This is a genomic window from Neobacillus sp. PS3-34, assembly GCF_030915465.1.
Lineage (GTDB): Bacteria > Bacillota > Bacilli > Bacillales > Cytobacillaceae > Neobacillus_A.
In genome coordinates, this window is record NZ_CP133267.1 from 142,688 (window position 1) to 167,601 (window position 24,914).

A 24,914-nucleotide genomic window follows, 5' to 3' on the forward strand; every position below is an offset into this window, starting at 1 on the left:
GGTCCCCCTCCTTATGCAATCTTGCTGATCTCTTTTTTAGCCATGGCCTTTTGAATTCGTTTATCCATCATGCGGAAACGCCACCAGGAGAGGAAAAAGGCGGATACGGCGGTAGGGATTCCCCAAAGGGCCATATCCCATACGCTGACGTGCATTCCGACTGAATCGTAGAAACCTTTCATTAATAAAATAGCTCCTGTTGCGATGAAGATATCTTCTCCGAAAAACCAGCCAACGTTCTCTGACGCTGCGGCATGTGCTTTAATGTCATCCTGCAGCTTTTCCGGAAGTTCTCCGTGTTTTGCTGCTGCTGCCCCTTCTGCCATCGGCGCTACAAGTGGACGGACCGTTTGCGGATGTCCGCCGATATTTAGACCAAGCGACGCGCTCAATTCGCGGATAAGCAAATAAGACATTAATACCTTTCCTGCAGTTGCTCCCTTTGCTTTTTTAATCAGCACTTCTGCCCTTTCCTTAAGGCCGTGGCGCTCTAAAAGGCCGATGACAGGAAGGCTTAAAATAATCGGCAGAGACATGTAACGATTATCGATAAAAACCTGTCCAAATTGAGTCATTACTTCATTAAAAGACATACCGGAAACCAGCCCGGTCACTACTCCTGCTGCCATTACTACCAGCAGGGTGTTCAGGCGGAAACCGAATCCAACCGCTACGATTAAAATTCCGATCAGCTTAATCATGTTGTCATCTCCCTAAATGCTTTATTAGTGAATATTACAAAAATTAATGCCGAAATAAGTTACCTGCCTACTGCTCTCACCGTAACCTCTGAAAGGTTTAATAGTTCTTTAATGCTACGTGCAAAACTTAATGCATGCAGACCATCGCCATGAATGCATACCGTATCTGCTTGTATAGAAATGTCTTCCCCTTGTTGTGAGAGGACCTTTCCCTCCTTTACCATGCGAATTACCTGGGCGATCGCTTTTTGATCGTCAGTAATCATCGCATCCTGCTGACGTCTTGGGGTAAGCGAACCGTCTTTTTGGTAGGTTCGATCAGCAAACACTTCACTTGCAGTTCGGAGCCCGGCTTTTTCTCCTGCTTTCACGAGCTCACTGCCTGAAAGGCCGAATAATATCAGTTCTGGGTTTATTTTGTAAACTCCCTCTGCGATCGCTTCCGAAAGCTCTTTGCTTTTTGCAGCCATATTATAAAGTGCTCCGTGCGGTTTTACATGCTGCATCTTACCGCCTTCTGCTCGCAAAAATCCATCAAGAGCCCCTATTTGATAGACCACCATGTCGTATGCTTCCTGCGATGAGATATCCATATTTCTTCTGCCGAAGCCTGTTAAATCTGGCAGGCCGGGATGTGCACCAATCGCAACTCCCTTTTCCAATGCAAGCTTTACCGTTTGGCGCATTGTCGCAGGATCTCCCGCATGGAAACCGCAGGCAATGTTGGCAGATGTAATAAACTCAAGTATTTCCTCATCCGTTCCCATTTTGTATGTACCAAAGCTCTCACCCATGTCACAATTCAAATCAACTTGAAACAATATTATCCCCCCCGTATCTGTCTAATCTTTAAGATTCACAGCCTGTTTTAATAGCTGAATTTCTTTTTCCCTCAACAGTATGAGTTTCTGTGCTTCTCCTAATTGAATCTCCTTAAATCGTACCTTCTCGCCTGGCTTTACCTGTGCTAGCACCGGCAGATCTATGGTTGTTATCTGAGCAATTTTGGGATATCCTCCTGTTGTCTGCCGGTCTGCCATCAATACAATGGGATTGCCTTCTGACGGTACCTGGATGGTTCCTGCCGTGACTGCTTCCGAAATCAGCTCCTTCGGTTCGGATAATTGAAGCTTCTGCCCTGACAGCCTGTATCCCATTCGATCCGATTGGGGTGTCACTAGAAATTCATCCTGGAAAAAGTGCTCCTGGCTTTCAGTCCTGAACCAGTTGAATTGGCCGCCGCGCAGTACCCGAAGTGTCGGATTTTCATGATAGGCGGGCAGGATATCCTTGCTTACCGACCATTCACACAAGGCAAATTGATCATTCCCTGCTTTAATATTTAGCCTCTCTATTCGTCGAGCTGAGGTTTCTGGAAGAGTTCCAAGCTCTAAAACATCCCCTGCCTTTAGAGCTCTTCCCAGAAAGCCTCCTATTTCGGCGCGAAGATATGTACTTTTGCTGCCCATTATATCTGGAACATCAAATCCCCCTGCAACAGCGAGATAAGCACGGCAGCCTGATTTTACCGCTCCAAAAGAGAGGATACTTCCCTTTTTTATAAAAACGGCAGGCATTCAGGAATGCTTTTTCCGTCAATAGTTGGTGATAAATTGCCACCGCATATCGCAACCAATGAATCCTCTTCAAAACGAAGCCTGGCGCATATCATCGTGATTTCAAGTGCTCCCTGTCCTTCTTCGTTGGCAACCAAGATATTCGCTACCCTTAGTGCAAAGGAATCCATGGCACCACTAACAATCACGCCATGTTTCTGCATCCCATACCGTCCAAGATCTTGAATGGAAGTGAGCAGCCCCGGACGAATTACGTGAATACTCATCAATCCTCCCCCTTCCTTTGAACGTATTCATCACGCGAAATTGGCCTGAAGGTAACGATATCCCCTGCTTGAAGTAAGCTCGGCGAACTGTCGTTTGGGCGAAAAAGAGGCTCGGGAGTCCTTCCGATTAATTGCCAGCCCCCTGGTGTTTCAATCGGATATACCCCAGTTTGCATGCCAGCAATTCCAACCGTCCCGGCCGGAATCGTTAACCGAGGTGACGAGCGGCGCGGCGCTCCGATTCTTTCTGACATGCCGCCAAGATAAGGAAATCCAGGTGCAAAGCCGATCATATAGACAAGATACTCACTGCCAGAATGAATCTCAATCACCTCATCCGGGGTGAGGCAGTTATGTTTCGCCACAAACTCGAGGTCAGGCCAAATTCTCCACCATAGCAAACAGGAATTTCAACCGTTCTTTGTTCGCCTTTTTGAGAATCAACAACCTTGGAACTAATTTTTTCTAAAGCTTCACAAGCTTCCTTGTAGGTTAGCTGCAATGGATTGTAATACACGGTCACGGTCGTAAAAGCGGGGACAAATTCAACCATTCCATGGAGAGGATTTTCCTGTAAACAGGCCGCCAATGCACTCACCTTCCGATTGCTTTCTAACGTTATGTTGTTGCCGAATTGAATAATAATGCCGGAGTCTCCTAACGGAATCATTTGCATATGTAGTGGAAGCCTCCTATCTCTTATGTGCTTTTTCTAATTATTTAATGAGGCTTAAAACCTTGAGATTCCTAAGTAAAGACAGAAATAAAATCCCATTAGAAATTAAAGGTCCTCCCATTCACAACCAGCTCTCCTAATTAAACATTATATTTCGAAAATTTACACTTTAAATAATTGTATATGGCAATAACTTTTAATGCAATGGAAATGCCCTGCTAACTTGCTGACAATTTCTAACTTTATTAATCAAAAATGCGATTAGTTCCGTTTTCATAACCCTGCAGAAATCGAACATAATAAGCACTGGAGGTGAAAAAAATGGACGAAAAGACTAAAAGCTTTCCGAATGTGAGCCTTGGAGGTAAAAAGTCCAAACAAAGAGGCGATGTAGATTCCGGCGAATTGCGCTACGGACGGAACCACGAAACAGAAAGAAACAATGAAAAAAAGTAAAGCTTGGCTAGTACTTTCGGAAAAAATGTAATAAACGAAAAAATCGCCCGTGAATTGGCGATTTTTTCATAGATATGACTGATTCAAATCAGTGTCACTCTCTTATCAAGGCTTCGTTTGTCCACTAGGATACACACGTGCAGAAACAGCCATCACAGCAGCCTGTAAACCACTGTGATAACTAAAACATGAATACACCGCATTTCCGTAAACCCATTCTACTGATGTATGATATCCATCACCAGCAATATTTTCTCCAAACACACCATAGGTTGGAGGTAATAAGTGCGTATCCAAATAGGCAACAATGTTTTTAGCTTCTTGAATATCTTGTTGTAATGTCCCATCCCAAACTTGTAAGGTCCATTTTCCTTCGTGCCATTCCACCATTGGGAATGAATCGTATGCAGTGCCAGTAATACCTTTACCAAGACCCACCTTTGTCGAAGGTGAATTAGGTGGTAACTGATAAGCAGGAGCGAGATCGTTTGCAGGAGTATTGTATAACTGTGCCATGGCAATCTTTGAAGATGAATATATGGTTCCACCAAAGCCACCAATTAGATTACTCATCTGGTCATATTTGCGAGACGAAAGTAAAGGACTGTTTATAGGAAGCTGTTTGTCAGTTGATATAAGATTCACTGAGTAACTATCCTTTGCTGCTGACACCTTTCCACCCATATACTGAACGTTTGGTGTAAATATTGGCTTAGTCGGAGCCATTAATGAAATGTGTGAAACATTTGAACGCATTTGTAAATACTGCATAGCCTGGTCAATTGTAGTGCCAAACTGATTACCAGCCGAATTGTTTGATTTGGTTGTAGATTCATTGGATGACTTTGAATTTTTGTTATTTTGATTGCTATTATTTGTGGTAGACGAAACATCTCTGGATGAATTGTTTGAAGAAGCATTTTTACTTTGAGATGAATGATCAGATTGTGACTTATTGTTTGTTGATGAGCCATTAGATGCAATCCCACAAGCAGATATTATGAATAATAAGCACGTTAATACACAAACCACAAAAAATGAATTTTTTCCTGTCATTATTACACCCCCTTAGCGTATTGATTTTCTAGGTGTTCACTAGCCCTTTTATATGAAAACTCTACACCATAAGTTCAAAAAATAAAAGGAAATGACGTGTGCCAATTCACACGTCATTTCCTTTTCATTTATTAAGAAAAGAGGGAAAATTAAGCTCGGTTCAAAACAAAATTCGCTTTGATGACGCCAATTTTATCATTTCTGGCATTTAATACAGGAGCATCCACATAATCCTTTAAAGCTTCATATACTTGCCCGTCTCCAAGTCCAAGCTGTTTTAACACTTCCATTGCTGCAACACTTGTGGCCCTGGCACCCATCCTCCACTTTCAATGCAATTCCAATTCCTTCTTCAACTAAACCGATACATTGTACCGCTTCAGCACCTGCCTTTGCCACGACCCTTCCTGTAAAAACTCTCATCAAATCGGTGTCAAACCGGTCGGTTCCACCTACCATTTCAGGGTACTGCACCATGGCATTTCGAATACGTTCCAAGGCAGCGGCATGATTAGCTTCAACCACTCCATTAGGTTTTGCGAGTCTTGCAAACCCCAGGGCGACATGGGTTAGCGGAAGCTGATGGACAGGCACTCCACACCCATCCACACTCAGCTGGATTTGTTCCTTCGGTACCTCACAGATACTTTCAATGGCTTCCAAAATTCGTTGTTGTATAGGGTGATCAATTTCACGGTAGGTCAAGACATCCTCGTTCATATGTACTGCAGTTGCGAGCATTCCTGAATGCTTCCCCGAACAATTGCTAAATACCGGAGTTAATTCCTTCCCCTCGCGAATGAGCTGTTTATAGCTTTCCATATCCCTGGGAATATGGGTTCCGCATTGCAAAGCCTCTTCTTCAAGCCCAATTTTATTCAAAATAGTTAATACTGCTTCGCGATGGAATACTTCCCCGCTATGGGAAGCACAGCTTAATGAGATTTCTGCTGGGCTATACTGAAATCGATCAGCTGTTCCCGTCTCGATCAACGGTATCGCTTGAAACGGCTTCATCGACGAGCGCGGAAAGGTTAAACGGGACGGATTTCCATAGGAATACAAAAGCTCTCCTTCATTATTCACGACCGCAACATGCAGCTGATGAGTACTTTCAATATGTTCGCCGCGATAAACCAGAATGGGTGCGAATGTTTCTTTTTCAACTAATGCCACTTCTGATTGAACACTACCAACTAATTTTTCCATTTCCATTCCCCTATCTTTCTATATTATTTTGCAAGTTCATATATGGCACGAGCATAGATGGCTGTTGCTCTCAGTAAATCCTCGATCTCGATATACTCATCTTTTTCGTGGGCCGTCATTTCCTTCCCTGGAAAACATGCCCCAAATGCAACCCCTTGCTTCATAAATCGGGCATATGTAGCCCCTCCTGTCGATAAAAGTCGCGCTTTCTGATTGGTTTCTTCCTCATATGCTCTCTTCAATCCCTTGATGATTGGAGTGCTGGGGTCCACGTAGTGTGGCTGTGACTCTCTTAATTCTGATAGAATAAATCCCTTTTGGTCCACTAATACTTTCAACTTTTCCTTTGTGGTTTCATAGTCCGTTGTGACAGGAATTCGTGCATTTATTTGCAAGAAAGCCTCCCCTTTTCCCTCAAAGTATAGGATGCCCGGATTCACGGTCAGAGGCCCTGTTATATCATCAGAATAGGAAATCCCTAAAGATTTACCTTCAAAGTCTTTATGCAAGTCAGCCAGGAAACATATGAATTTGGATGCTTGTGCCTGAAATGTATAGCTTTGCAGGAATCTTGCCAGTGTGGTTGCTGCATTGACTCCTTTATGGGGCTCCATCGCATGAGCGGAAATACCATAAAGTGTTAATTCTGCTGTGTTTTCTTTATAAGATATATCACTTTTAACATTACTTATTGAGCAAAATTCCTCGAAATCCTTCATAAGGGATTCGTTAAAACCGATTATAGCCGCAGTCGCTCGTTCCGGCACCATATTGACTCTGTTTCCGGCATGAAAGGATAATAACTCCATTTTCTCAACATAGTCAGTGTTTGTATTTGGCAGAGAAAGCTTGACAGTTATCTGCCCTTTTTCCGCATTGATTATGGGAAAATTAGCATCCGGCGCAAACCCTGAGGTCGGCATACCTTCGACTTCGCTGTAATACTTCATACAGTTCATACCGCTCTCTTCATCTGTTCCAAAAATAATCCGGACATTTTTCGATAGTGCCAGCCCTGATTCTTTAACTATTTTCATTGCATAAAAAGCAGCCATTGACGGCCCTTTATCGTCAATGGCACCGCGGGCATAAATTTTCCCATCACGTATGGCTGGTTCAAATGGTGGGCTCGTCCATTCACCTGTTGCAGGCACAACATCGACATGGCAAAGGATCCCGATTGGATCTCCAGCATTACTGCTCCCATATTCCGCATAGCCGGCATATCCCGCTAAATTCTTAGTTCTAAATCCGTTTTGTTTAGCCTTTTCTAGAATGTACTCAAGGGCTTCACCGATTTTTTCACCCATCGGCCTCCCCTCTGTCTTTGAATCTAAATCTTTCGTACTCTCAATTCGAAGCAGATTAAACAAATCTTCAAGCAGCTCGTCCTTACGGGATAATACTTCCTCATGCCAATTGATCATGGCTCACCTCGGAAAATGGATTTTTCTCTATGTATACACAATTAAAAAAACCTACTTAAAAGTATTCTTAAACGAACAGCAAATTTCCTTTTTCTCTAAAAAATTTACTTTAAGAACTTAAAGTACATAGTTAATCAAATCGTAAGATTCTGTTCATACTCTGTTAATATTTATATTTTAAGATATTATTTGTATCAAGGACAAAGCAGCGAGCTTTTTCAACCCCTCCCCCTTTACAAAGATTCGGTATTTTGCCGGATCTTTTTTGTTGTCCTAACCACGTCTTTTGTCCTGATTTTTTATTTTCCTGCCTTTCTATTACTTAACAGACAATTATTCTATTATAATGAGATGATATTAAACCTTTTTGGGAGAGAGACGATGAAACGCAAAGCAACCAAACCCAAACGGAAACGGAATTTTAATATTATTCTGTTATTGCTTACTGTTATTTTCTCAGTGGTAATAATGGAATCCTATTTTCAACAATATGAAAAGTCGAGTCCCATAGTTAAAAGCGATCCCCTGGTGGAGGTTAAAAAATATACCCCACTGTTACATAGTGAATTGCAGAAAGTTCATCTTGAACAATATACGGTTGTGCTGGCTGCCTTAATGCAGCAGGAAAGCAAGGGAAAAGGCGGCGACCCAATGCAGGCTTCAGAATCTGTTGGTTTGGCGCCAAACACGATCAAAAATCCGGAGCAGAGTGTCAAACAGGGCGTGAGGCATTTTCAGCGTATCGTTACATATGGGAAACAAAAAGGTGTCGACTTTCCGTCCATTATTCAGGCCTATAATATGGGGATAGGCTACATCGACTTTGTCTCACAACACGGCGGGAAACATAGCGAGGAATTGGCGAAGAAATTTTCTTTCATGCAGGTACAAAAGAAGCCGACTATATATAATTGCGGCGGAGATAAAAACAACTTCCGCTATCCCTATTGTTATGGCGATTTTACCTATAGCACAAAAGTTGCAAAAAATATTGAATCCATCAATGGAAGCATAACGGTTAATTCCGGAACACCAATTTCAGGAGGGGCGTTCTAATCGAATGGTTCTCCCCCTCTAAATGGGTGTTATTCTCTTAAACAAAAGCTCTTATCGTAAACTTTGTTGCTTCCGCCCACATAGGTAGTACTAATGACAAATATTGGTGTACTCCATGGTACTCGAGTCCGAATCAGAGGTGTATTCGGACAGCGTTAATCAAATCAAGGGGATTCGAGTCTGAATCAGTGGTATATTCGGACAGCGTTGATCAAATCAAGGGGACTTGAGTCCGAATCAGAGGTGTATTCGGACAGCGTTGATCAAAACAAGGGGACTCGAGTCCGAATCAGAGGTGTATTCGGACAGCGTTGATCAAATCAAGGGGACTTGAGTCCGAAACAGAGGTGTATTCGGACAGCGTTGATCAAATCCAGGGGAATCGAGTCTGAATCAGAGGTGTATTCGGACAGCGTTGATCAAATCCAGGGGAATCGAGTCTGAATCAGAGGTGTATTCGGACAGCGTTGATCAAATCCAGGGGAATCGAGTCTGAATCAGAGGTGTATTCGGACAGCGTTGATCAAATCCAGGGGAATCGAGTCTGAATCAGAGGATTTCGTTACAAACGCTAAAATTAGAATTTGTCCAGAAAGCAACAATCATTGCTAAAACAGCTTAAACAAAAAAACACCTAATGGAAAATCCTCAATCACTGTTACCAAGGATTGAGGATTTTTACTTACTATTGAGTTGATTTGATGCTCTTAAATTTAAAGCATTAAACACTTTTTAAAAAAGTATCAGGCATTACAACCGCGATAACCTCTCCCCGTGCACAAAGACTATCCTCCGCAAACACTTCAACATTCACCTTCCACTTTTTCGGGTGAATTTCCTGCACAGTTCCAACTGCTTTTATAAGAGTTCCATGAGGAGTTGGTTTAAGAAAGTCCACTTTTAACGATCCGGTTACAAACCGTGGCGGTTCTACTCCATCTCCTGGTTCATGGCCATTTTTCCGGTGGAGGGCCAGTGCCGAAGAACCTGTGCCATGGCAATCTACCAATGAACCAATAATTCCTCCATATACAAATCCGGGCAATGCCATATGCTCCGGCTTTGGTGTGTAGACCGTCACTGTTTGCTCACCTTGCCAGCTTGTTCTGAAATGATGCCCTTCTTCATTTAAACGTCCGCAGCCATAGCACCACGCAAAATCATCAGGATATTCATCTTGAATTGCATTTACAACCTTCTCTTCCATCTTATTTCCTCCTTTTAAAGAATATTTACTTCAATTAACAATGATTAATTTTCCGAATTCACTGCAGACCCTTTTAATTAATTCTTCATTTGCTGACAATCTTCCTTTTAATTAAATTTAATAACTCTAGGGGATATTTTTTACTCATGATTCTCGAAAAAATTCTTAGAAAAAGACCACCCATGAATAAAGATGGTGGTCTTTCATTTGTTCTAATTAGACTATTATTGATATTTTTCCAATAAAAATATTAGGGTATCAATAACCCGTCCTATTCGACGATACTAATGATTGGTGGATTATTTAAATACTGGAAAAGATTTGGCCCATCTGCTTCTGCTGCTTTTGCCTCAGGACTAGACAATGCCAGCGTGAGAGCTTCGAGGTTTTCAAATTCAAGTTCGAGTATGAGGTAAAGGCTTAAATTCGTATTTTGTGATTGTATTACTCGATGGATGGATTCATTTTTTATATTCGGTATTTTCCTTCCAAGAGGTACATGAACATCAAAATAATGCTTCTCAAATCCCTCTTTATCTCTTGGTTCTTCGTACATAACAATAAGTTTTGCCACCTAAAAATCCCCTCCTATCTTAAAACCTCCCCTAATATATTCCGCGATTCTATAAATCATCCCATACTATTCATCAAAAATAGTTTTGAATTTAAAGAATTCTGGGGCTTTTTCAAGAATGAATAACCTGATTTTCGTTTTTTAATAATTGAACATCGGGTTGGTCTTTATGTCTATCCATAGCTCACTCTGCTCAAGAATTCCCGCCATTTGAAATAGTTGGTCCTCTCTTCCGTTTGCCGCCATAAATTGGACTCCAATTGGCAGTCCATCGGTTGTTTGATGTAACGGCACAGACATGGCTGGCTGTCCTGTTAGATTCCCCAATTGCGTAAACGGAGTTCGTTTCAAGCTATTTTCTACCAGCTGGTCAATCAAACCCATTTTCTTAATGAAGCCTGCCAGCCTTAGTTGACCAAATATACTTATCATTAGTTTTTCAGATGGTGTCGGATCCAGTTCTCCTATTTTCGAAGGAGGAAATGCAGTTGTAGGTGTTACATAAAAGTCGTATGTTTCATGAAAATCTTCCATCGAATAGGCTGCTTTATCCCATTCCCTTATTGATAGCACCCATTCTTCTGCAGTGGTTGCTTTGCCAAGCAGACCTAATAACCATGTGGTTGGCTCAACATCGTTGTATTTAACCTTTCTCCCTAAAAACTCTCCCATGGTAGCTAACGTGGCTGCAACCTCGCCGAAATATAATGTAATAAAACTGTTGGCAATTTTTTTACCGTCAACAGGTGCATCCTTTTCTTCCAAATGATGCCCCATGGACTCTAACAGCTTAACTGTTTTTACAACAGCTTCTTTGTTCTCTGGATGAACTTCCGTATTAATGGGGGATTTTGTCGAGTAGGCAATTCTAAGTGGTTTATTGAATCCCTTCTGCATGCATTCAAAATAAGTAGATTCAAATGGTGGTGCATGAAAAGCAGCTCCTTTTTCATGACCCTTTAATAAATCGAGCATTAAGGCACTATCCCGTACAGACCTTGTAAGGACATGGTCCACGGATGCACCTTGCATCTGTCTGCCAAGCTTTCTGCCAACGGGTGTCCTTCCTCTGGAAGGCTTGAATCCGAACAAACCACAAAAGGAGGCCGGAATTCTGATGGAGCCTCCACCATCATTTCCCCCGGCAATCGGGACCATACCAGCTGCAACCGCCGCTGCTGAACCCCCGCTTGAACCTCCAGGAGTATGGTTGGTATTCCAAGGATTTCTTGTTGGTCCATAGTGTGCTGGCTCCGTAATTCCCATAAGAGCTAATTCCGGGACATTTGTTTGTCCTAGAACCGTCACTCCTGTTTCCTTTATTTTTGAAACAATATGGGAATCTTCTTCAGCTTTATAGTTGAGGAAGCCCTTTGAACCAGAGGTCATTGGTTCGTTTTTAATTTCCTGTGTAAAATTCTTTAACAGGATTGGCACTCCGGCAAAAGTGCCTGTTTCGTTATGGGCAATCGAAGCGGCCAGTTCTTTCATAGATTTTATTGATCACGGCATTTAATGAAGGGTTCACCTGCTCAATTCTTGAAATCGCCGCTTCGATTACTTCTTTTTTAGTAATCTCTTTTTTTTCGATTAGCTCAGCTAAGCCCATACCGTCATACTCTTCATAACGAAACGTTGACATTTTCATCACTCCGCCCCAATTAACCTATTTCATTACCTAACCTTAATAAATACTCTATTCTATTTTTGCTAAAAAACTTCCTTTAATCTCCTTTTAAACTTTATTTTTATAATTAAAAAAAACGACAGCAAATAGCTATCGTTTTTCAATAAGAAATAAATGAACAAATACATTCAAACTTCAATGTGTTTAATAACTTTCGCAGGATTCCCGCCTACGACAACATTTTTAGGAACATCTTTTGTCACAACCGCACCAGATGCTATTACTACATTATCCCCTATATTAATTCCTGGATTGATCACGGCTCTCCCGCCAATCCAGACATTGTGACCAATCGTTACTGGCTTGCCGTACTCTTCGCCTGAAATGCGTTCGGATGGATCGAGCGGATGTGTTGCTGTATAGATATGCACACCAGGAGCAATAAAACAGTTATCACCTATCCGCACTTCACAAACGTCCAAAATGACACAGTCAAAATTCGCATAGAAGTTTTCTCCTACGTGAATGTTGTAACCATAATCACAACGGAAGGTCGGCTCCACGAATAGGTTTTTTCCGTTTGAACCGAAGAGTTCCTTCAAAAGTTCAGTCCGTTTTTCATTTTCAGTCTCTAACGTTTGATTGTATAACCTGGTTAATCTTCTGGCATTTTCACGCTCTCTTATTAATTCGGGGTCAGCAGCATTATACAATTCGCCATTTAACATTTTTTCTTTTTCAGAATGCACTTGCAAAACTCCTGTATTTTCTTATTTTTTAAAATTATATCACAACTTCGTTTCACTGCTTCACATTATAAAACTACGCACACTAATTACTCTTACTCATTTTTCTGTAAATATTGCTATAAAAATTCCAAACGGTCCATGATATACTAATAGAAGTTTAGATATTACCTTACAAAGGTATTTCTTATTTAATGAGACATCGTTAATTATACGAACTTGTGAATTCATCAGGAGGACCATAATGAAGGTTATTAGAAAATCATCAAAAAATATTATTCCCTTGTTATTATTATTTCTTTTATTAGGGTCAGCCTTAATTTATAATATGAAAATTAAAAAACCATCAGAAGAACAATTGATTAAATATGAGCCGTTAATTTCAAGTGAATTAAAAAAATACCATTTAAATGAGTACACCCCTATTTTACTCGCTATCATGGATCAGGAAAGCCGCGGAATTGGAAATGATCCCATGCAATCTTCAGAATCCGCTGGCCTGCAAAGAAATGAGATTAATAATCCAGAAGACAGTATTAAGCAGGGTGTCTACCATTTTAGTGAAATGTACAAGTACGGAATCAAACGCCGGGTAAATTTAGATACCATTATTCAAAGCTACAATATGGGACCTGGCTATATAGACTTTGTTGCGAATCATGGTTTTAAACACAGTGAAGAACTGGCCAAATCCTATTCAGAGCTCCAGGTACAAAAATTCCCTACTAAATATACATGTGGTAACAACTTAGGGAATTTTCGCTATCCCTATTGCTTCGGTGATTTTTCATATGCTCTGAAAGTAAATGTCCGGCTTCCTTCTATTAAAAAAATTCTTCATAACTATTCCGTATCATAGACATTTAAAAGGATTTCGTGTGACGAAATCCTTTTTTGCGATACGACCAATCTGATCTGATTATTTTTAAACACCACTACTATTCCCCCTAATAACTTTTCCCTCACTATGATAAAATTAGATACCATTATTTACTATTTATCTCATCAAACCTATTAAATGAGAACGACATGAGAGGTTACTATCAAATGAAGGAAACTTTAAAAACTTTATTGAATCGGATACCAAATGGAAATATAGATCATCGTTTTATTTTAGCGATAGATGGATTAAGCCGTTCTGGAAAAACGACGCTTGTTGAACAGATAAGCCAGCATTTGAAAGGAATGGGTATCCCCTTCTTTATTTTCCACATTGACGACCATATTGTTGAAAGGAATAAGCGGTACAATACCGGAAATGAGGAATGGTATGAGTATTACTGCCTGCAGTGGGATGTGGACTGGTTAAGTCAAAACTTTTTTCATAATCTAAAGCACTCTCAGTCATTCAGTCTTCCTTACTATGATGGAGAAACTGATACTTACAGCGAACATAGAATTTCCCTGCCGAAAGCCTGCATAATAGTAGTCGAAGGAGTTTTTCTTCAAAGAAAAGAGTGGCGGAGTTTCTTTGATTATCTCGTTTATTTAGACTGTCCAAGAGATAAAAGATTTCAACGTGAAAGCGACGCAACCAAGAAGAACATTGAAAAATTCAAAACCCGATATTGGAAAGCGGAAGAATATTATGTAGAGACAGAGAATCCGATTGAAAAGGCGGATTTGGTTTTAAATAGTTGATATTGGAAAAGCCAACGAAATGGAGGAATAAATACATGAAATTTTTCACAAAAGATTGGTATGAAGAAATGCAAATTTTAGGCTTTCTAATGCTACCTGAAACAAAAGAGGAATGGGACGAAAATATTGAGGACTACGAAAAATATGGGATGGATTATAAGAGAATTTTTAAAGAGGACGTGGATTTAAAAAAGAGCGACTTATTAAGGTTTCTTCCTGAATCCTTTCACCCCTATATTAATGACTATTCAATTAATTCGGAATACCCCCCACTGGAGCTAAGGATTATGGCGGAACAATGGCTGAAAGAATACCATAAGAGAATGGAAATTCTTGATCAAGAATACATTAACCATTACAAATCTATTAAAGATAAACTCTCTAATAATGTGGTTCAATTACATGATAATTCCCTGCACGATGCAAGGGTAATTTCCTATGAAATTCCCTCCAAGGATACATTCACCATTATTCTCGATTGCAGAGGCGGCTTTCATTATTTTACAGACATCAAAGTAACATTTACAGGAGTTACTGAACTTTCAATCCCCAATCAACTGGAAGGCGCATCTTGGCTTTATGATGAGGTTTACTGCACAAATACGGGATTTGAGTATCATGTCTTATTCGACTGTCCTTTAACAGAATTCAACATCACGGCTGAAAATGTATTGATTGCGGAGTTATAAAAAATTGCGGGGAACTTTTTATTTGTAAAGTTCCCCGCAATTTTTATTACTATAATCTAAAAGAGCCCTGTGAGAATATGCAAAAACCCGCATATTTATAAATATTAATCCTTTTCGTTTACGTCCAAAACATCCAATGCAAAAACAAAAAGTGGTATCCCGATAATCAATCCCCATATCCCAAAGAAATGCTCAGAAATAATTAAAACAACAAAGGTATAAAATACCGGCAAATTTGTTTTTGAAGACATCAGCTTTGGATTCAGGATATAAGCCTCGATCGCATGGACAATCATTACGGCTATTGCGATATACAACACTTTTATGAAGCCGCCAATACTAAATGCAATGATGCATAATGGAATAAGCGAGATGATTACTCCCGCAACTGGAATGAGGCCTAGAAGCAAAATCATGATGGATATGCCGCCCAGCTGTGGAAAACCTAAAATCCAAAGAGCAATGGTAGTTAAAACGCAATTCACTAGGGCAATAATAATTTGGGCTTCAATTACCTTTCCAAAGGTAGAAGCAAATTTATGTCCGAAAAAATGAATCTCATTGTAAAAAGCAGAGATTTTACTATCTTTAAACTTATTCGTAAACTTGATTAAACGAGGTTTTTCTAACAAAAAGAAAAAGCTTAGCAGCAATGCTAACAGAATTTGTAAACTCACCTTACTCACAGTGGTAAAATACTTAACAAGAAACGTAAAGCCTTGTTCCATATATCCGGAGATTTGTTTTGTCCCAATTTTATCAAAGACATAATTCACAATTGGATAATCAGGGTCGGACGCATAAAAATCCGTAAGCTGTTTTAATAATATAGTGATTTGGCTGACAATTAATGGCACGTACCGAACACTGGCAAATACGAGGATCCCCACCACTGCGATATAAAGCGTAATAACCACAATTCTTCGTTTGAAAGTAAACCGCTTAAAGATGATACTCACTAATTTCTCCATTAGAAATGAAAAAATAAATGTAAATAAGATGAGATTTATTAAATCCCGTAAAAAAAATAAAAGCAATGACAATAAAACAATAATAAATAACCTTCTAAATCCCGCACTATTGGCGATTTTATTTATCATATAGCTGAACCCCTTCTAAAACCCTTTATCCAAATATAAAGATATCGATTTAATGAATGTTTTTCTTTTTAAATCTTCCTCCACGGACCTCTGCTATATCAGCCATAGCCAAAAAGGCCGTTGGATCGATATCGTCAATAATATTCTTAAGTTCTGCTTCCTCTAGTCGTGTAATAACACAAAAAACAACCTTCGTGTTCTCCCCCGTATATGCTCCCTCTCCATTCATATATGTAACACCACGTCCCAACCTTGAAAGGATAGCATCCCCTATTTCTTGATTTTTATCGCTTATAATCCAGGCTGATTTTGATTGCTCCAATCCTAGTACCACAACATCTATCGTTTTAAACGCAATGATATAAGCAAGAATGGAATACATTGCTCTGTCCCATGTAAAAACGAAACCAGCGGCACCTAGAATAAAAACGTTAAAAAACATAATGATTTCGCCAACTGAAAAAGGGCCCTTTTATTGATTAAAATCGAAAGGATTTCTGTCCCGTCCAAGGCACCACCATAGCGGATCACAAGTCCTACCCCGACTCCCAGAATCATTCCTCCAAAAATTGTAGCAAGAAGAATGTCATCTGTAAACGCTGGGATGGGATAAAAGAGTGATGTAAAAATAGAAAGTACAATAATGCCAAAAACCGTTGACAATGCAAATGTCTTCCCTATTTGTTTATAACCTAAATAAAAAAAAGGCAAGTTAAGAATGAAAATAAATAATCCAAGTGGTAAACCAAATATGTGGGATAGCATAATGGATATACCCGTTATACCTCCATCAATTACATAGTTCGGGACAAGAAAAATCTCTAATCCAGTTGCCATCAAAACAGCACCAATAAAAATGGCAACGGCTCGTTTTAATATTTTGAGTTTTGTTAATTTTGCTTGCTTGATGTGAGTTAGTTCTGCCATCTAATTCTCCTTTTAGTAAAACTGGGCATTCGCCAAGTACTTAGGCGAATGCCTTAGTTTTTCTTATGCGATTAGAATTTATGGATATAAATTCTGATAAGCTAAATTAAAAATACAATTTCCTTTTATTATCCCCGAAAATTACAGGACATTAACATAATAAAAGATAAATATGATGTCATTTTTTAATACGTAAAATTTAATAAAAAGTTTCATTTTTTAAATGGATGAGTGACAGGCACCTTCCAATTATTTGGAAGGTGCCTGTCACTCGAATATGGTAGACTAGTGAATTGAGGTGTTCGTATGAATCAGACAAAGACGATTGGGATTTTAGCACATGTGGATGCCGGTAAGACGACTTTTTCCGAGCAGCTGCTTTACCATACAAAAAGTATTCGGCAAAAGGCCGTGTGGATCATAAAGATGCTTTCCTGGATAGCCATGAAATTGAGAAAGAAAGAGGCATTACCGTTTTTGCCGATCAAGGCATATTTACATATAACGGCTCCACTTATCATTTAATCGATACACCTGGCCATGTCGATTTTTCACCTGAAATGGAGCGTTCTATCCAGGTGATGGACTACGCCATTGTGTTCATTAGTGCTGTTGAAGGGATTCAGGGACATACCGAGACCGTCTGGCAGCTTCTAAGAAAGCATCACATCCCGACTTTCTTCTTTATTAATAAAACAGATCGTGTCGGAGCAGATGTTAATAAAGTGCTAGATGAGATACACACTAATTTTTCAGAAGATGTTTGCGATATTACCGAATCCTTACATCAGAATGAGATGAGTCAAGACCTCGTTGAATGGATTGCCGAACGGGATGAAGCTCTACTCGACCGATACATGGAAGATTCTTACGACAAAGAGCTTTGGTTACAAACGATGAGATGGATGATTACTGAAAATAAACTCTTTCCTCTTTCGAGTGGATCTGCCCTACTGGATACGAACATAATGGAGTTTTTAGAAAAACTGGACCTGCTTACTGCAACTAATTATTCCTCTGAAGGACTATTTTCCGGGCGGGTATATAAAATCCGCTATGATGAAAATGGCACAAGGCAAACTTTTATTAAAGCTTTAAGCGGGATGTTAAGAGTGCGGGATGAACTCACCTATGGCAGTGAAGACACATCCGAAAAAATCACACAAATCCGTATTTATAATGGAAGTAAATTTAAGACTTTGGATGAGGTATCAGCTGGAGAAATATTTGCAGTAGTGGGTTTAACGAAGGCTAACGCTGGAGATGGCCTTGGTAGATTAACGGGAAATTCGACCTATGAAATGATGCCTGCTTTAACATCAAAGGTCCTCTTTGATACATCCATTCATCACAAGGACGTTTTAAGATACTTTCAAATTCTCGATGCTGAAGATCCCTCTTTGCAAGTAATCTGGGATGAAACACTGCAGCAGATTACAATCCATGTGATGGGCACGATTCAGCTAGAAGTATTGCAAAGGCTTGCTAAGGAACGATTTGCTCTTGACGTGTCATTTGCTGATCCTGAAATTTTATATAAAGAAACGATTGAAACCAGTGTGAATGGCTATGGACATTTTGAACCACTTGGTCATTATGCAGAGGTACATCTTAAACTGGAGCCTGGCGAGAGAAACAGTGGACTAATATTTGAAAATGCCTGCCATGCAGATGATTTAACTATTGGATACCAAAACTTAATTCGTCAGCATCTTTTCGAGAAGGACCATCACGGAATATTGACAGGTTCCCCGCTTACGGATATAAAAATGACTCTGCTTACTGGACGTGCCCATAACAAGCACACAAGCGGCGGAGACTTTAGGGAAGCGACATTAAGGGCATTAAGACAAGGACTTGAAAATGCGGAGAATCGTTTATTAGAGCCTTATTATGATGTAAAAATTAAAGTTGACCTCAATCATCTGGGACGGGTTTTATCAGACATCCAACATGCATCGGGACATTTTGATGCTCCGCAAACAGTAGAAGATAAAGCCTTTATCACCGGAAAAGTGCCTGTGGTTACTTTTATGAACTATAGTACAACACTGGCCTCCTTTACTCAGGGAAAAGGATCGATCAATCTCGTCTTCGGCGGTTACGACAGCTGCCATAATGAAGAGGAAATCATCCAGAAGCGTAATTACAATAAAGATGCTGATCCGGAGTACACCTCCTCCTCCATCTTTTGCGCAAAAGGGGTTGGATATTCCGTCCCGTGGGATGAAGCAGAAAGTAAGATGCACGTATAGTTACATTTTGATCAATGTATTCCTAAAAGGAGCCTTCCACAGAGAAAGGCTCCTTTTCTTTACAGACAGCCAATATAAGCAAGTGTTTCTAACTCACTAGAATCCTTTTCACCGTCTAAAATTTTACGGACATCGTTTATTGTGGTCTGAAGGTCAACAGATTCACCTTTTTTCCCTGTATAGGGTTCCGTTACATAAAAGGGTTGGGTAAGATATGCTTCAAGCCTCTCCCCTCTTTGATATATATGAAGTTCGGAAGCAGGGATTTCTTTCAGTCCGTTCATCTCTACTAGGGACTGAAGTTCTCGGTATTGATGTAATAGTTCTTGAGCTCTTTGCTTGATGTTTTGATGAGATTGATCTTGATGGGATTTATCTAGCTTAGAAGAAGTTGAAGCGAAAGGATTTATGGCAGGAAATTTATGTCTGGATGTGAGATATGCATCAAATTGCCATACAGTATCTGCCTTCCCAAAAGGAAGTGTTTCGTCCATTGCTGCACCGCTCAAGTCAAATAAAAAGGTTGTCATATCAGGAGTGCTAGAATGCATTAATTTTCCCTTGAGCTTTAATAGTTCACCTGATAATTCATGTTCACGATCTGCAGCAAATGCAATATGTCCTTCTTTCTCTAGGGAAGATATTCCTTCGAAAATTCCTTCAGGAGAAGTCGCAGCAATATCGACATCTGCAATTAGATCCTCAAGTTCTTGGTGTTTCTCCTGTGGATAGAGAAGCACTGTCACGTATCCATTTCTCTTTAACCGATAAAATAATTCGGTAAGAACCACCACCTGCCCCATTCCGTGTTTGGCAACCAGTCCCACAGTTCCCCCTTTTGAAATTGGTGCAAAAAAATCGATTGTTTTTATCTTCGTTTCGATCATTCCGACCGTCCCCTCTCAAAATAGATTGATATTTTAGTAAGATTCAGCGCATGAAGTAACACGAGCCAAAAAAATTAAGGAAGAAGATATTTTTATTCCTTACTTTTCCATGTATCCCAAAATTTCCTCACCTCTTACTTTAAAGAGTAAAATAAATTACGTTAAAAAGCAATTGTTTTTTCAAAAAAAAGTGACAGGCACCATCCAATTAATTGGATGGTGCCTGTCGCTCTTGTAACAATATTCTCAATTTTCTTTACAAACCTTCATCCTGCCTTTACGATTAATTTAGGAATGGAAAAACATTCCTAAACTAAAAAGGAGGATGATAGCGATGGGCAATGTAGTAAATCAAATCACTTTTGAAAATAGGACAGATGACACTTAGTTGAAGGAGATAAAAAAATGACAAAAATAAAAGAAACGATCCAAATTGTCCAGTACCACGATGGCCTGGCCAAAGGGATTGCAAAGATGTGGAATTTAAGCCGCGACAGCTGGGGCGGAGATACCCGTGTGATGACCGAAGAACAGGTGAAGAAGAAAGAAGCCAATTCAGACAATATCGAGCTCTATCTCGCCATGGATGGTGAAGAAATAGCGGGTTATTGCGGACTGTCTGAATACAAGGAAGACACAGGTTCCTTGTATATCCCTCTTCTCAATGTCCGGCCTGATTATCACGGCGAAAAAATCGGCAAAAAGCTTGTTCTAAAAGCACTTGAAAAAACGATTGAGATGGGATGGCCCCGCCTGGATTTATATACGTGGCCGGGCAACACCAAAGCCGTGCCGCTATATAAGAAATGCGGTTTCTTCTGGGAGGATCGGGATGATGTGACCCATTTAATGAACTTTATCCCCCAGCTAATCAACACACCATTACTCAAGCCGGTATTTGCAGAGCTTGATTGGTACGATTCAAGCGTAAGACCGATTGAAGTAAAACCAGATGGCATGAAGGAAAATGGGTTTACTTATTATGAATACAGCTGGAAGAATGACGGCAAATTTGCAAGAGTACAAGTAGAACGAACCAGCCGTGGAATCAGTTTGATTGAAACGGATGAATTTCTCCTGCAAATCCAGATGGCTGACCATGAAATCATCGAACAGGTTAAGCAGGAATTCCAGATAAAATTCGTCAATAAAACGGCTTCTCCTGTATCATTCAAGGCTGCAGGCTCCGGCAATGAACGGGTCGAATACAAGGTCGAGAAAGTGCTCATGGTAAATGATGAAACTATCATTTCGGAAATCGTAACGGTAAACCCGGGTGAAGAACCAAGTGCATGGAAAACACATCCTCATGTATCCGTAAACGTGTGGATCAATGGCCAGGAGTGTGAGCTGAAGCTAGGTGTATTCCCTGTTCAGCCTTCAAAAATAGAAGCCTCTTACTCTGGGAACTTATCATTTTTAAATAAAGTGACATCGATTGATCTTGAGGTAAAAAACAACCTTAAAGAAGATGCTGAAATTACGATTAGAATTCCGGAAGCTGAGCAGGTCTCTTTGAACAATAAGGAATTCTCGATGAATATACCTGCAGGTGGAAGAAATACTGTTTCGGTTCCTCTAACGGTAAAAAAACATGGGTTTTACCAGCCTGTCGTTGAAATTTCTGCAATAAAGCAAGATGGTTTCGAACTAAAATTCGAGCAGGAACTCTCAGTTGCTTTTAAAGGATTGGGTGAAAAATTCGGCGGTGAGACAAAGGATTTTTGGCACATTTTTAACGGTCTTTGTCAGGTGAAAATTCGCAAACGGGATTTGTTGATGATTGCTGCAAAAAACAACCGCAAAAAGCAGTATCTTGCGTTCTTCCCTCCAAAGCTTGGAAGGCCTTATTCGAATGAATTTACGAAGAAAAAGCCGGAATCTGTTTCATGGGAAGTGGAGGATTCATCCATTCTTTTAAAAATCGTGCAGGATTCTGAGGAAATGCAGGGTCTGCGCTTGACCCAAATGGTTGAGCTTTATGGTGATGGAATTGTCCAAAAATGGGTGGAAATTGAAAATCAGAGCAAGGAACCACATCACGATGTGGCAATTAGCTCCTCTATTTATCATGAACAGCTGGAGAGGACATATTTTCCGATCGATGGTCAGGTGATTTATTTTTCCGAAAATAGATTCCTCGAATTTGGTGATATAAAGCCTTCAAGCGTAACGGAAAATTGGTATTTTACAGAAAGCAAGCCGGAGCCAATCGGGATCAGCTGGTCAACGAAAACTAAAGCAGAACCCGACGGCTGGCAATTTTCGATTGAAGATGAAATCGGAACGCTTGAACCCGGGGACAAAAGTGCAACGGAACAAATAACTATTTCCATTGGTGCATTTAAGCAATGGGAAGATTTTAGAGCCTTCGCCTTAGAATCTTCTTCGGCTGAAAAAATGGTTACTGCAAGTGAACTTGCCTTTGAATTGAATGGTGTTGTCGCAGGACCTGGCTCTGATTTTTCAGCTGTATTAAAAACACACCGAACCAGTTACCTTGACGGAAGCTTACATGTTTCAGTGAATGAAAAAGAGCTGTACAAAACAGTCATTACAACAGAGGAGGAAAAGACCTCACATTCGTTCGGATTGGATCCAAAACAGTTTGAGCCCCTATCCATTTTAGAGGGTAAATTTACTACTGCAGCCATGACGACGAGACTTGTGGAGCTTGTTTTGTCCCCTTCTGGGGGTGTTTCATATTGCTCATCGACAGTAGCTGAGTTTTCAACCCATGAAGTAACGAATGGCTGCATAACGATAAAAACTGCTCCTAATTTCTATCCAGGCATTTTTTCGGTTAATGTAAATGGCTCGGAATGGCTTGATACTTCCTTTCCTGAAATCACAGCCAAAAGCTGGTGGAATCCTTGGGCTGGCGGGATGAAAACCGTGCCATCGGGGTTAACTGCTTTTTCATTAATGAAGGAAAAGAATACTGCCTACCATGTTGAAAAATTGGACCTTCAGGGAAATACATGGAGTGGTCTGGCTGTGAGCACGGAAATTAATGAGCACGCACAGTGGAAAGGTGTACATTATGTCCAGTATTATCTGATGCTGCCTGGGGTGCCGCTTTTGGTCTCATTCACTGAAGTTAAGGATAATGGCGGGAAAAATCTAAGTCAGGAATCATGGAATACTGATTTCTTTGTTAGTGGAACTCATTTGACGGACGTTTCGGTAAATATGACCGAAAGCCAGTATACGAGCAAGTATCGAGCTGGTATTGAAGAGCTCCCTGTGGCTTTAAAAACTGGCAGTTTTATAAGTTCAGAATCAGCTTCCGAAAGGTTATATTTTGTTTCCGATTTCTATTCTGATGGACCGTTGGCCTATACGAATAAGCACGCGCAGCAGATCATGAACCCACATTCTGCAATGCCTGGCAAAAATGGGATGCAGACAGCTCCGTCATTTTTAGTATTTGATGAAAGAGCTCTCTCTGCCCGCCTTCTTGAAAAGCTTAGAAGAATTAAATTTTAGTAATATATGAAGGAGAAGCTATGAAAATCATCGATGCCCATATGCATTTTTCAAACATTAAATCGTTCCATGAAACAGCAGAAAAATTGTCATTTGTTGATTATTCAGCAGCGGGAATTCAAAAGGAATATCAGGAAGCCAACGTCGTCCTGGGGATTGGAATGGGACTCACTGAAACAGATAACATGGGATTTCCTGATTATGACGCGCAAACTCCAATGGGTCTCGATTTGGATGCTGCTATTCCAAATAACCTTGTGTACTGTGCCGGGATTAATCCGTATGATCTTGGTGAAGACGCTTTAAAGCGCCTTGAGGCAGAAGTGCAAAAGCCGAATGTGGTCGGGATTAAGATTTACCTTGGCTACTATCCCTTTTACGCCTATGATGAAGTGTATGAAGCGGTCTATCAGCTAGCGGCAAAATATCAGCTTCCGGTCGTCTTCCATACCGGTGATACGTATTCAGAGCGTGGGTTTTTAAAATACTCCCACCCTCTGGCAATTGATGAAGTAGCCGTCAAGCATCGGAATGTGAATTTTATGATGGCACATTTTGGTGACCCTTGGACGATAACAGGTGCCGAGCTTATTTATAAAAACTCAAACGTTTATGCTGATTTGTCCGGGTTGATTGTCGGTACGGAGGAGGATTTGCTGAAGAAAAGCGAAGGCCGCTTTCTGGATCACCTGCGCCATGCCCTTGTCTTCGCCGATTCGTATGATAAACTGCTATTTGGCACAGACTGGCCGCTGATTCCGATTGGTCCCTATATCGAATTTATCAAAAATTTGATTCCGGAAGAATTCCACCAGCAGGTCTTTTACGACACAGCAGTAAAGATATTTCCGAAAATAAAACCTTATTTGGAATAAAGAAAACTCTCCGATTGGCAAGCCTTAAGGCGAAGACAGAGGAGTAGTTGCACTTATGCGCATTAGAATTTATGGATATAAATTCTGATTAGCTAAAAATACAGGTGCCAGGCACCATCCATTTTTATGGATGGCGACTGGCACCTACTCTATTTCCTGGAATTCGATTACTTTTTGCAGTTTTTCAATCATGACTACACATTTTGTTTCCCCGATGTGGTAAATGTACATCTTTTTTCCTTTATCCTGCACCAGCCTCTTGAATTGAACTTCCCCACTGATGTTATGGTCCTTCATAATCCCGAGTATCTTCTTATATATTTGCTCTTGGCTAGGAGCCATTTTTAATGCCATTTTTATAGGCGAGAATAATCCTTTAACCTTAAAAGTCACTAATGTCACTGTTTCCACACTATTCATCTCCTTATTGTTGAAATTCGACAATAATAATTCATTTCCCTCCCAATCAATGA

The 24,914-nt window shown here is 40.3% G+C and carries 20 protein-coding genes and 5 pseudogenes; 8 read left to right on the forward strand and 17 right to left on the reverse strand.

Going from position 1 to position 24,914, the window contains the following annotated elements:
- Positions 1-11 precede the first annotated feature (11 nt).
- From RCG23_RS00755 to pxpB, 4 genes and pseudogenes are all read right to left on the reverse strand, one after another.
- On the reverse strand, positions 12-701 hold the full coding sequence (locus tag RCG23_RS00755; RefSeq protein ID WP_308178158.1) for a DUF969 domain-containing protein: 690 nt from the start codon (positions 699-701) through the stop codon (positions 12-14).
- Between the two features lie 59 nt (positions 702-760).
- Positions 761-1,522 carry a 5-oxoprolinase subunit PxpA gene (pxpA, locus tag RCG23_RS00760; protein ID WP_308178159.1) on the reverse strand — a complete coding sequence of 254 codons (762 nt, stop codon included), beginning with the start codon at positions 1,520-1,522 and terminating at the stop codon, positions 761-763.
- 21 nt (positions 1,523-1,543) lie between these two features.
- Positions 1,544-2,544, reverse strand: a pseudogene (locus RCG23_RS00765) (biotin-dependent carboxyltransferase family protein).
- Positions 2,544-3,220: pseudogene (gene pxpB, locus RCG23_RS00775) on the reverse strand (5-oxoprolinase subunit PxpB). Before pxpB ends, RCG23_RS00765 begins: the two co-directional pseudogenes overlap by 1 nt.
- 321 nt (positions 3,221-3,541) lie before the next feature.
- Between pxpB and RCG23_RS00780 the strand changes: the two are divergent.
- Entirely contained in the window at positions 3,542-3,676 is a 135-nt protein-coding gene (locus RCG23_RS00780; protein ID WP_308178162.1) for a hypothetical protein, read from the forward strand.
- Between the two features lie 105 nt (positions 3,677-3,781).
- Here RCG23_RS00780 and RCG23_RS00785 read toward each other — a convergent pair whose 3' ends face one another.
- The 3 genes and pseudogenes from RCG23_RS00785 to pepV all read right to left on the reverse strand — a co-directional run bounded on the left by RCG23_RS00785 (position 3,782) and on the right by pepV (position 7,368).
- Entirely contained in the window at positions 3,782-4,732 is a 951-nt protein-coding gene (locus tag RCG23_RS00785; RefSeq protein ID WP_308178163.1) for a hypothetical protein, read from the reverse strand.
- 149 nt (positions 4,733-4,881) lie between these two features.
- Positions 4,882-5,941: pseudogene (locus RCG23_RS00790) on the reverse strand (asparaginase).
- Positions 5,942-5,964: 23 nt separating this feature from the next.
- The gene (pepV, locus tag RCG23_RS00795) at positions 5,965-7,368 is read right to left on the reverse strand and encodes a dipeptidase PepV (protein ID WP_308178165.1); all 1,404 of its coding nucleotides are present in this window, start codon (positions 7,366-7,368) and stop codon (positions 5,965-5,967) included.
- A 381-nt stretch (positions 7,369-7,749) separates the two neighbouring features.
- Between pepV and RCG23_RS00800 the strand changes: the two genes are divergently transcribed.
- Positions 7,750-8,424 (forward strand): lysozyme family protein, encoded by a 675-nt coding sequence (locus RCG23_RS00800; protein ID WP_308178166.1) that lies wholly within the window; start codon positions 7,750-7,752, stop codon positions 8,422-8,424.
- A 721-nt stretch (positions 8,425-9,145) separates the two neighbouring features.
- On the opposite strand, the gene RCG23_RS00805 is transcribed toward RCG23_RS00800, so the two are convergent.
- The 5 genes from RCG23_RS00805 to RCG23_RS00825 form a co-directional block, all read right to left on the reverse strand.
- Positions 9,146-9,631 carry a PaaI family thioesterase gene (locus RCG23_RS00805; RefSeq protein ID WP_308178167.1) on the reverse strand — a complete coding sequence of 162 codons (486 nt, stop codon included), beginning with the start codon at positions 9,629-9,631 and terminating at the stop codon, positions 9,146-9,148.
- A gap of 271 nt (positions 9,632-9,902) precedes the next feature.
- The gene (locus RCG23_RS00810) at positions 9,903-10,205 is read right to left on the reverse strand and encodes an EthD family reductase (RefSeq protein WP_308178168.1); all 303 of its coding nucleotides are present in this window, start codon (positions 10,203-10,205) and stop codon (positions 9,903-9,905) included.
- A 141-nt stretch (positions 10,206-10,346) separates the two neighbouring features.
- Complete coding sequence (locus RCG23_RS00815; RefSeq protein WP_308178169.1) at positions 10,347-11,696, reverse strand: amidase; 1,350 nt, start codon at positions 11,694-11,696, stop codon at positions 10,347-10,349.
- Positions 11,665-11,847 (reverse strand): hypothetical protein, encoded by a 183-nt coding sequence (locus RCG23_RS00820; RefSeq protein WP_308178170.1) that lies wholly within the window; start codon positions 11,845-11,847, stop codon positions 11,665-11,667. The genes RCG23_RS00815 and RCG23_RS00820 overlap by 32 nt, the downstream gene beginning before the upstream one ends.
- Before the next feature lie 173 nt (positions 11,848-12,020).
- Positions 12,021-12,581 carry a sugar O-acetyltransferase gene (locus RCG23_RS00825; protein ID WP_308178171.1) on the reverse strand — a complete coding sequence of 187 codons (561 nt, stop codon included), beginning with the start codon at positions 12,579-12,581 and terminating at the stop codon, positions 12,021-12,023.
- A gap of 241 nt (positions 12,582-12,822) precedes the next feature.
- Between RCG23_RS00825 and RCG23_RS00830 the strand changes: the two genes are divergently transcribed.
- The 3 genes from RCG23_RS00830 (at position 12,823) to RCG23_RS00840 (ending at position 14,908) form a co-directional block, all read left to right on the forward strand.
- Positions 12,823-13,437: a lysozyme family protein gene (locus RCG23_RS00830; RefSeq protein WP_308178172.1), complete on the forward strand. Its 615-nt coding sequence runs from the start codon at positions 12,823-12,825 to the stop codon at positions 13,435-13,437.
- Between the two features lie 188 nt (positions 13,438-13,625).
- Positions 13,626-14,219, forward strand: coding sequence for a kinase (locus RCG23_RS00835; RefSeq protein ID WP_308178173.1), 594 nt, complete (start codon positions 13,626-13,628; stop codon positions 14,217-14,219).
- 35 nt (positions 14,220-14,254) lie between these two features.
- Positions 14,255-14,908 carry a DUF4085 family protein gene (locus tag RCG23_RS00840; RefSeq protein ID WP_308178174.1) on the forward strand — a complete coding sequence of 218 codons (654 nt, stop codon included), beginning with the start codon at positions 14,255-14,257 and terminating at the stop codon, positions 14,906-14,908.
- A gap of 104 nt (positions 14,909-15,012) precedes the next feature.
- On the opposite strand, the gene RCG23_RS00845 is transcribed toward RCG23_RS00840, so the two are convergent.
- The 3 genes and pseudogenes from RCG23_RS00845 to RCG23_RS00850 all read right to left on the reverse strand — a co-directional run.
- Positions 15,013-16,008: an AI-2E family transporter gene (locus RCG23_RS00845; RefSeq protein ID WP_308178175.1), complete on the reverse strand. Its 996-nt coding sequence runs from the start codon at positions 16,006-16,008 to the stop codon at positions 15,013-15,015.
- A gap of 49 nt (positions 16,009-16,057) precedes the next feature.
- Positions 16,058-16,237, reverse strand: a complete 180-nt coding sequence (locus tag RCG23_RS25760) for a DUF2179 domain-containing protein (protein WP_374049832.1) — start codon at positions 16,235-16,237, stop codon at positions 16,058-16,060.
- Positions 16,238-16,327: 90 nt separating this feature from the next.
- Positions 16,328-16,935, reverse strand: a pseudogene (locus RCG23_RS00850) (YitT family protein); the annotation flags it as partial.
- Between the two features lie 306 nt (positions 16,936-17,241).
- On the opposite strand from RCG23_RS00850, the pseudogene RCG23_RS00855 reads away from it, so the two are divergent.
- Positions 17,242-19,190 (forward strand): annotated as a pseudogene (locus tag RCG23_RS00855) (GTP-binding protein).
- A 59-nt stretch (positions 19,191-19,249) separates the two neighbouring features.
- Here RCG23_RS00855 and RCG23_RS00860 read toward each other — a convergent pair.
- Entirely contained in the window at positions 19,250-20,077 is an 828-nt protein-coding gene (locus RCG23_RS00860) for an ATP synthase beta subunit C-terminal domain-containing protein (protein ID WP_308178176.1), read from the reverse strand.
- A gap of 405 nt (positions 20,078-20,482) precedes the next feature.
- On the opposite strand from RCG23_RS00860, the gene RCG23_RS00865 reads away from it, so the two are divergent.
- Both RCG23_RS00865 and RCG23_RS00870 read left to right on the forward strand, forming a co-directional pair.
- On the forward strand, positions 20,483-23,566 hold the full coding sequence (locus RCG23_RS00865; RefSeq protein WP_308178177.1) for a GNAT family N-acetyltransferase: 3,084 nt from the start codon (positions 20,483-20,485) through the stop codon (positions 23,564-23,566).
- A 20-nt stretch (positions 23,567-23,586) separates the two neighbouring features.
- On the forward strand, positions 23,587-24,441 hold the full coding sequence (locus RCG23_RS00870) for an amidohydrolase family protein (RefSeq protein ID WP_308178178.1): 855 nt from the start codon (positions 23,587-23,589) through the stop codon (positions 24,439-24,441).
- Between the two features lie 144 nt (positions 24,442-24,585).
- On the opposite strand, the gene RCG23_RS00875 is transcribed toward RCG23_RS00870, so the two are convergent.
- Complete coding sequence (locus RCG23_RS00875; RefSeq protein ID WP_308178179.1) at positions 24,586-24,852, reverse strand: hypothetical protein; 267 nt, start codon at positions 24,850-24,852, stop codon at positions 24,586-24,588.
- Between the last annotated feature and the right edge of the window lie 62 nt (positions 24,853-24,914).

Excerpts from the sequence above, each read along its gene's own strand:
- RCG23_RS00755 (WP_308178158.1), bottom strand. The coding sequence starts at position 701 with ATGATTAAGCTGATCGGAATTTTAATCGTAGCGGTTGGATTCGGTTTC.
- RCG23_RS00780 (WP_308178162.1), top strand. The coding sequence starts at position 3,542 with ATGGACGAAAAGACTAAAAGCTTTCCGAATGTGAGCCTTGGAGGTAAA.
- RCG23_RS00785 (WP_308178163.1), bottom strand. The coding sequence starts at position 4,732 with ATGACAGGAAAAAATTCATTTTTTGTGGTTTGTGTATTAACGTGCTTA.
- pepV (WP_308178165.1), bottom strand. The coding sequence starts at position 7,368 with ATGATCAATTGGCATGAGGAAGTATTATCCCGTAAGGACGAGCTGCTT.
- RCG23_RS00800 (WP_308178166.1), top strand. The coding sequence starts at position 7,750 with ATGAAACGCAAAGCAACCAAACCCAAACGGAAACGGAATTTTAATATT.
- RCG23_RS00805 (WP_308178167.1), bottom strand. The coding sequence starts at position 9,631 with ATGGAAGAGAAGGTTGTAAATGCAATTCAAGATGAATATCCTGATGAT.
- RCG23_RS00815 (WP_308178169.1), bottom strand. The coding sequence starts at position 11,696 with ATGAAAGAACTGGCCGCTTCGATTGCCCATAACGAAACAGGCACTTTT.
- RCG23_RS00820 (WP_308178170.1), bottom strand. The coding sequence starts at position 11,847 with ATGTCAACGTTTCGTTATGAAGAGTATGACGGTATGGGCTTAGCTGAG.
- RCG23_RS00830 (WP_308178172.1), top strand. The coding sequence starts at position 12,823 with ATGAAGGTTATTAGAAAATCATCAAAAAATATTATTCCCTTGTTATTA.
- RCG23_RS00835 (WP_308178173.1), top strand. The coding sequence starts at position 13,626 with ATGAAGGAAACTTTAAAAACTTTATTGAATCGGATACCAAATGGAAAT.
- RCG23_RS00840 (WP_308178174.1), top strand. The coding sequence starts at position 14,255 with ATGAAATTTTTCACAAAAGATTGGTATGAAGAAATGCAAATTTTAGGC.
- RCG23_RS00845 (WP_308178175.1), bottom strand. The coding sequence starts at position 16,008 with ATGATAAATAAAATCGCCAATAGTGCGGGATTTAGAAGGTTATTTATT.
- RCG23_RS25760 (WP_374049832.1), bottom strand. The coding sequence starts at position 16,237 with ATGAATGGAGAGGGAGCATATACGGGGGAGAACACGAAGGTTGTTTTT.
- RCG23_RS00860 (WP_308178176.1), bottom strand. The coding sequence starts at position 20,077 with ATGATCGAAACGAAGATAAAAACAATCGATTTTTTTGCACCAATTTCA.
- RCG23_RS00865 (WP_308178177.1), top strand. The coding sequence starts at position 20,483 with ATGACAAAAATAAAAGAAACGATCCAAATTGTCCAGTACCACGATGGC.
- RCG23_RS00870 (WP_308178178.1), top strand. The coding sequence starts at position 23,587 with ATGAAAATCATCGATGCCCATATGCATTTTTCAAACATTAAATCGTTC.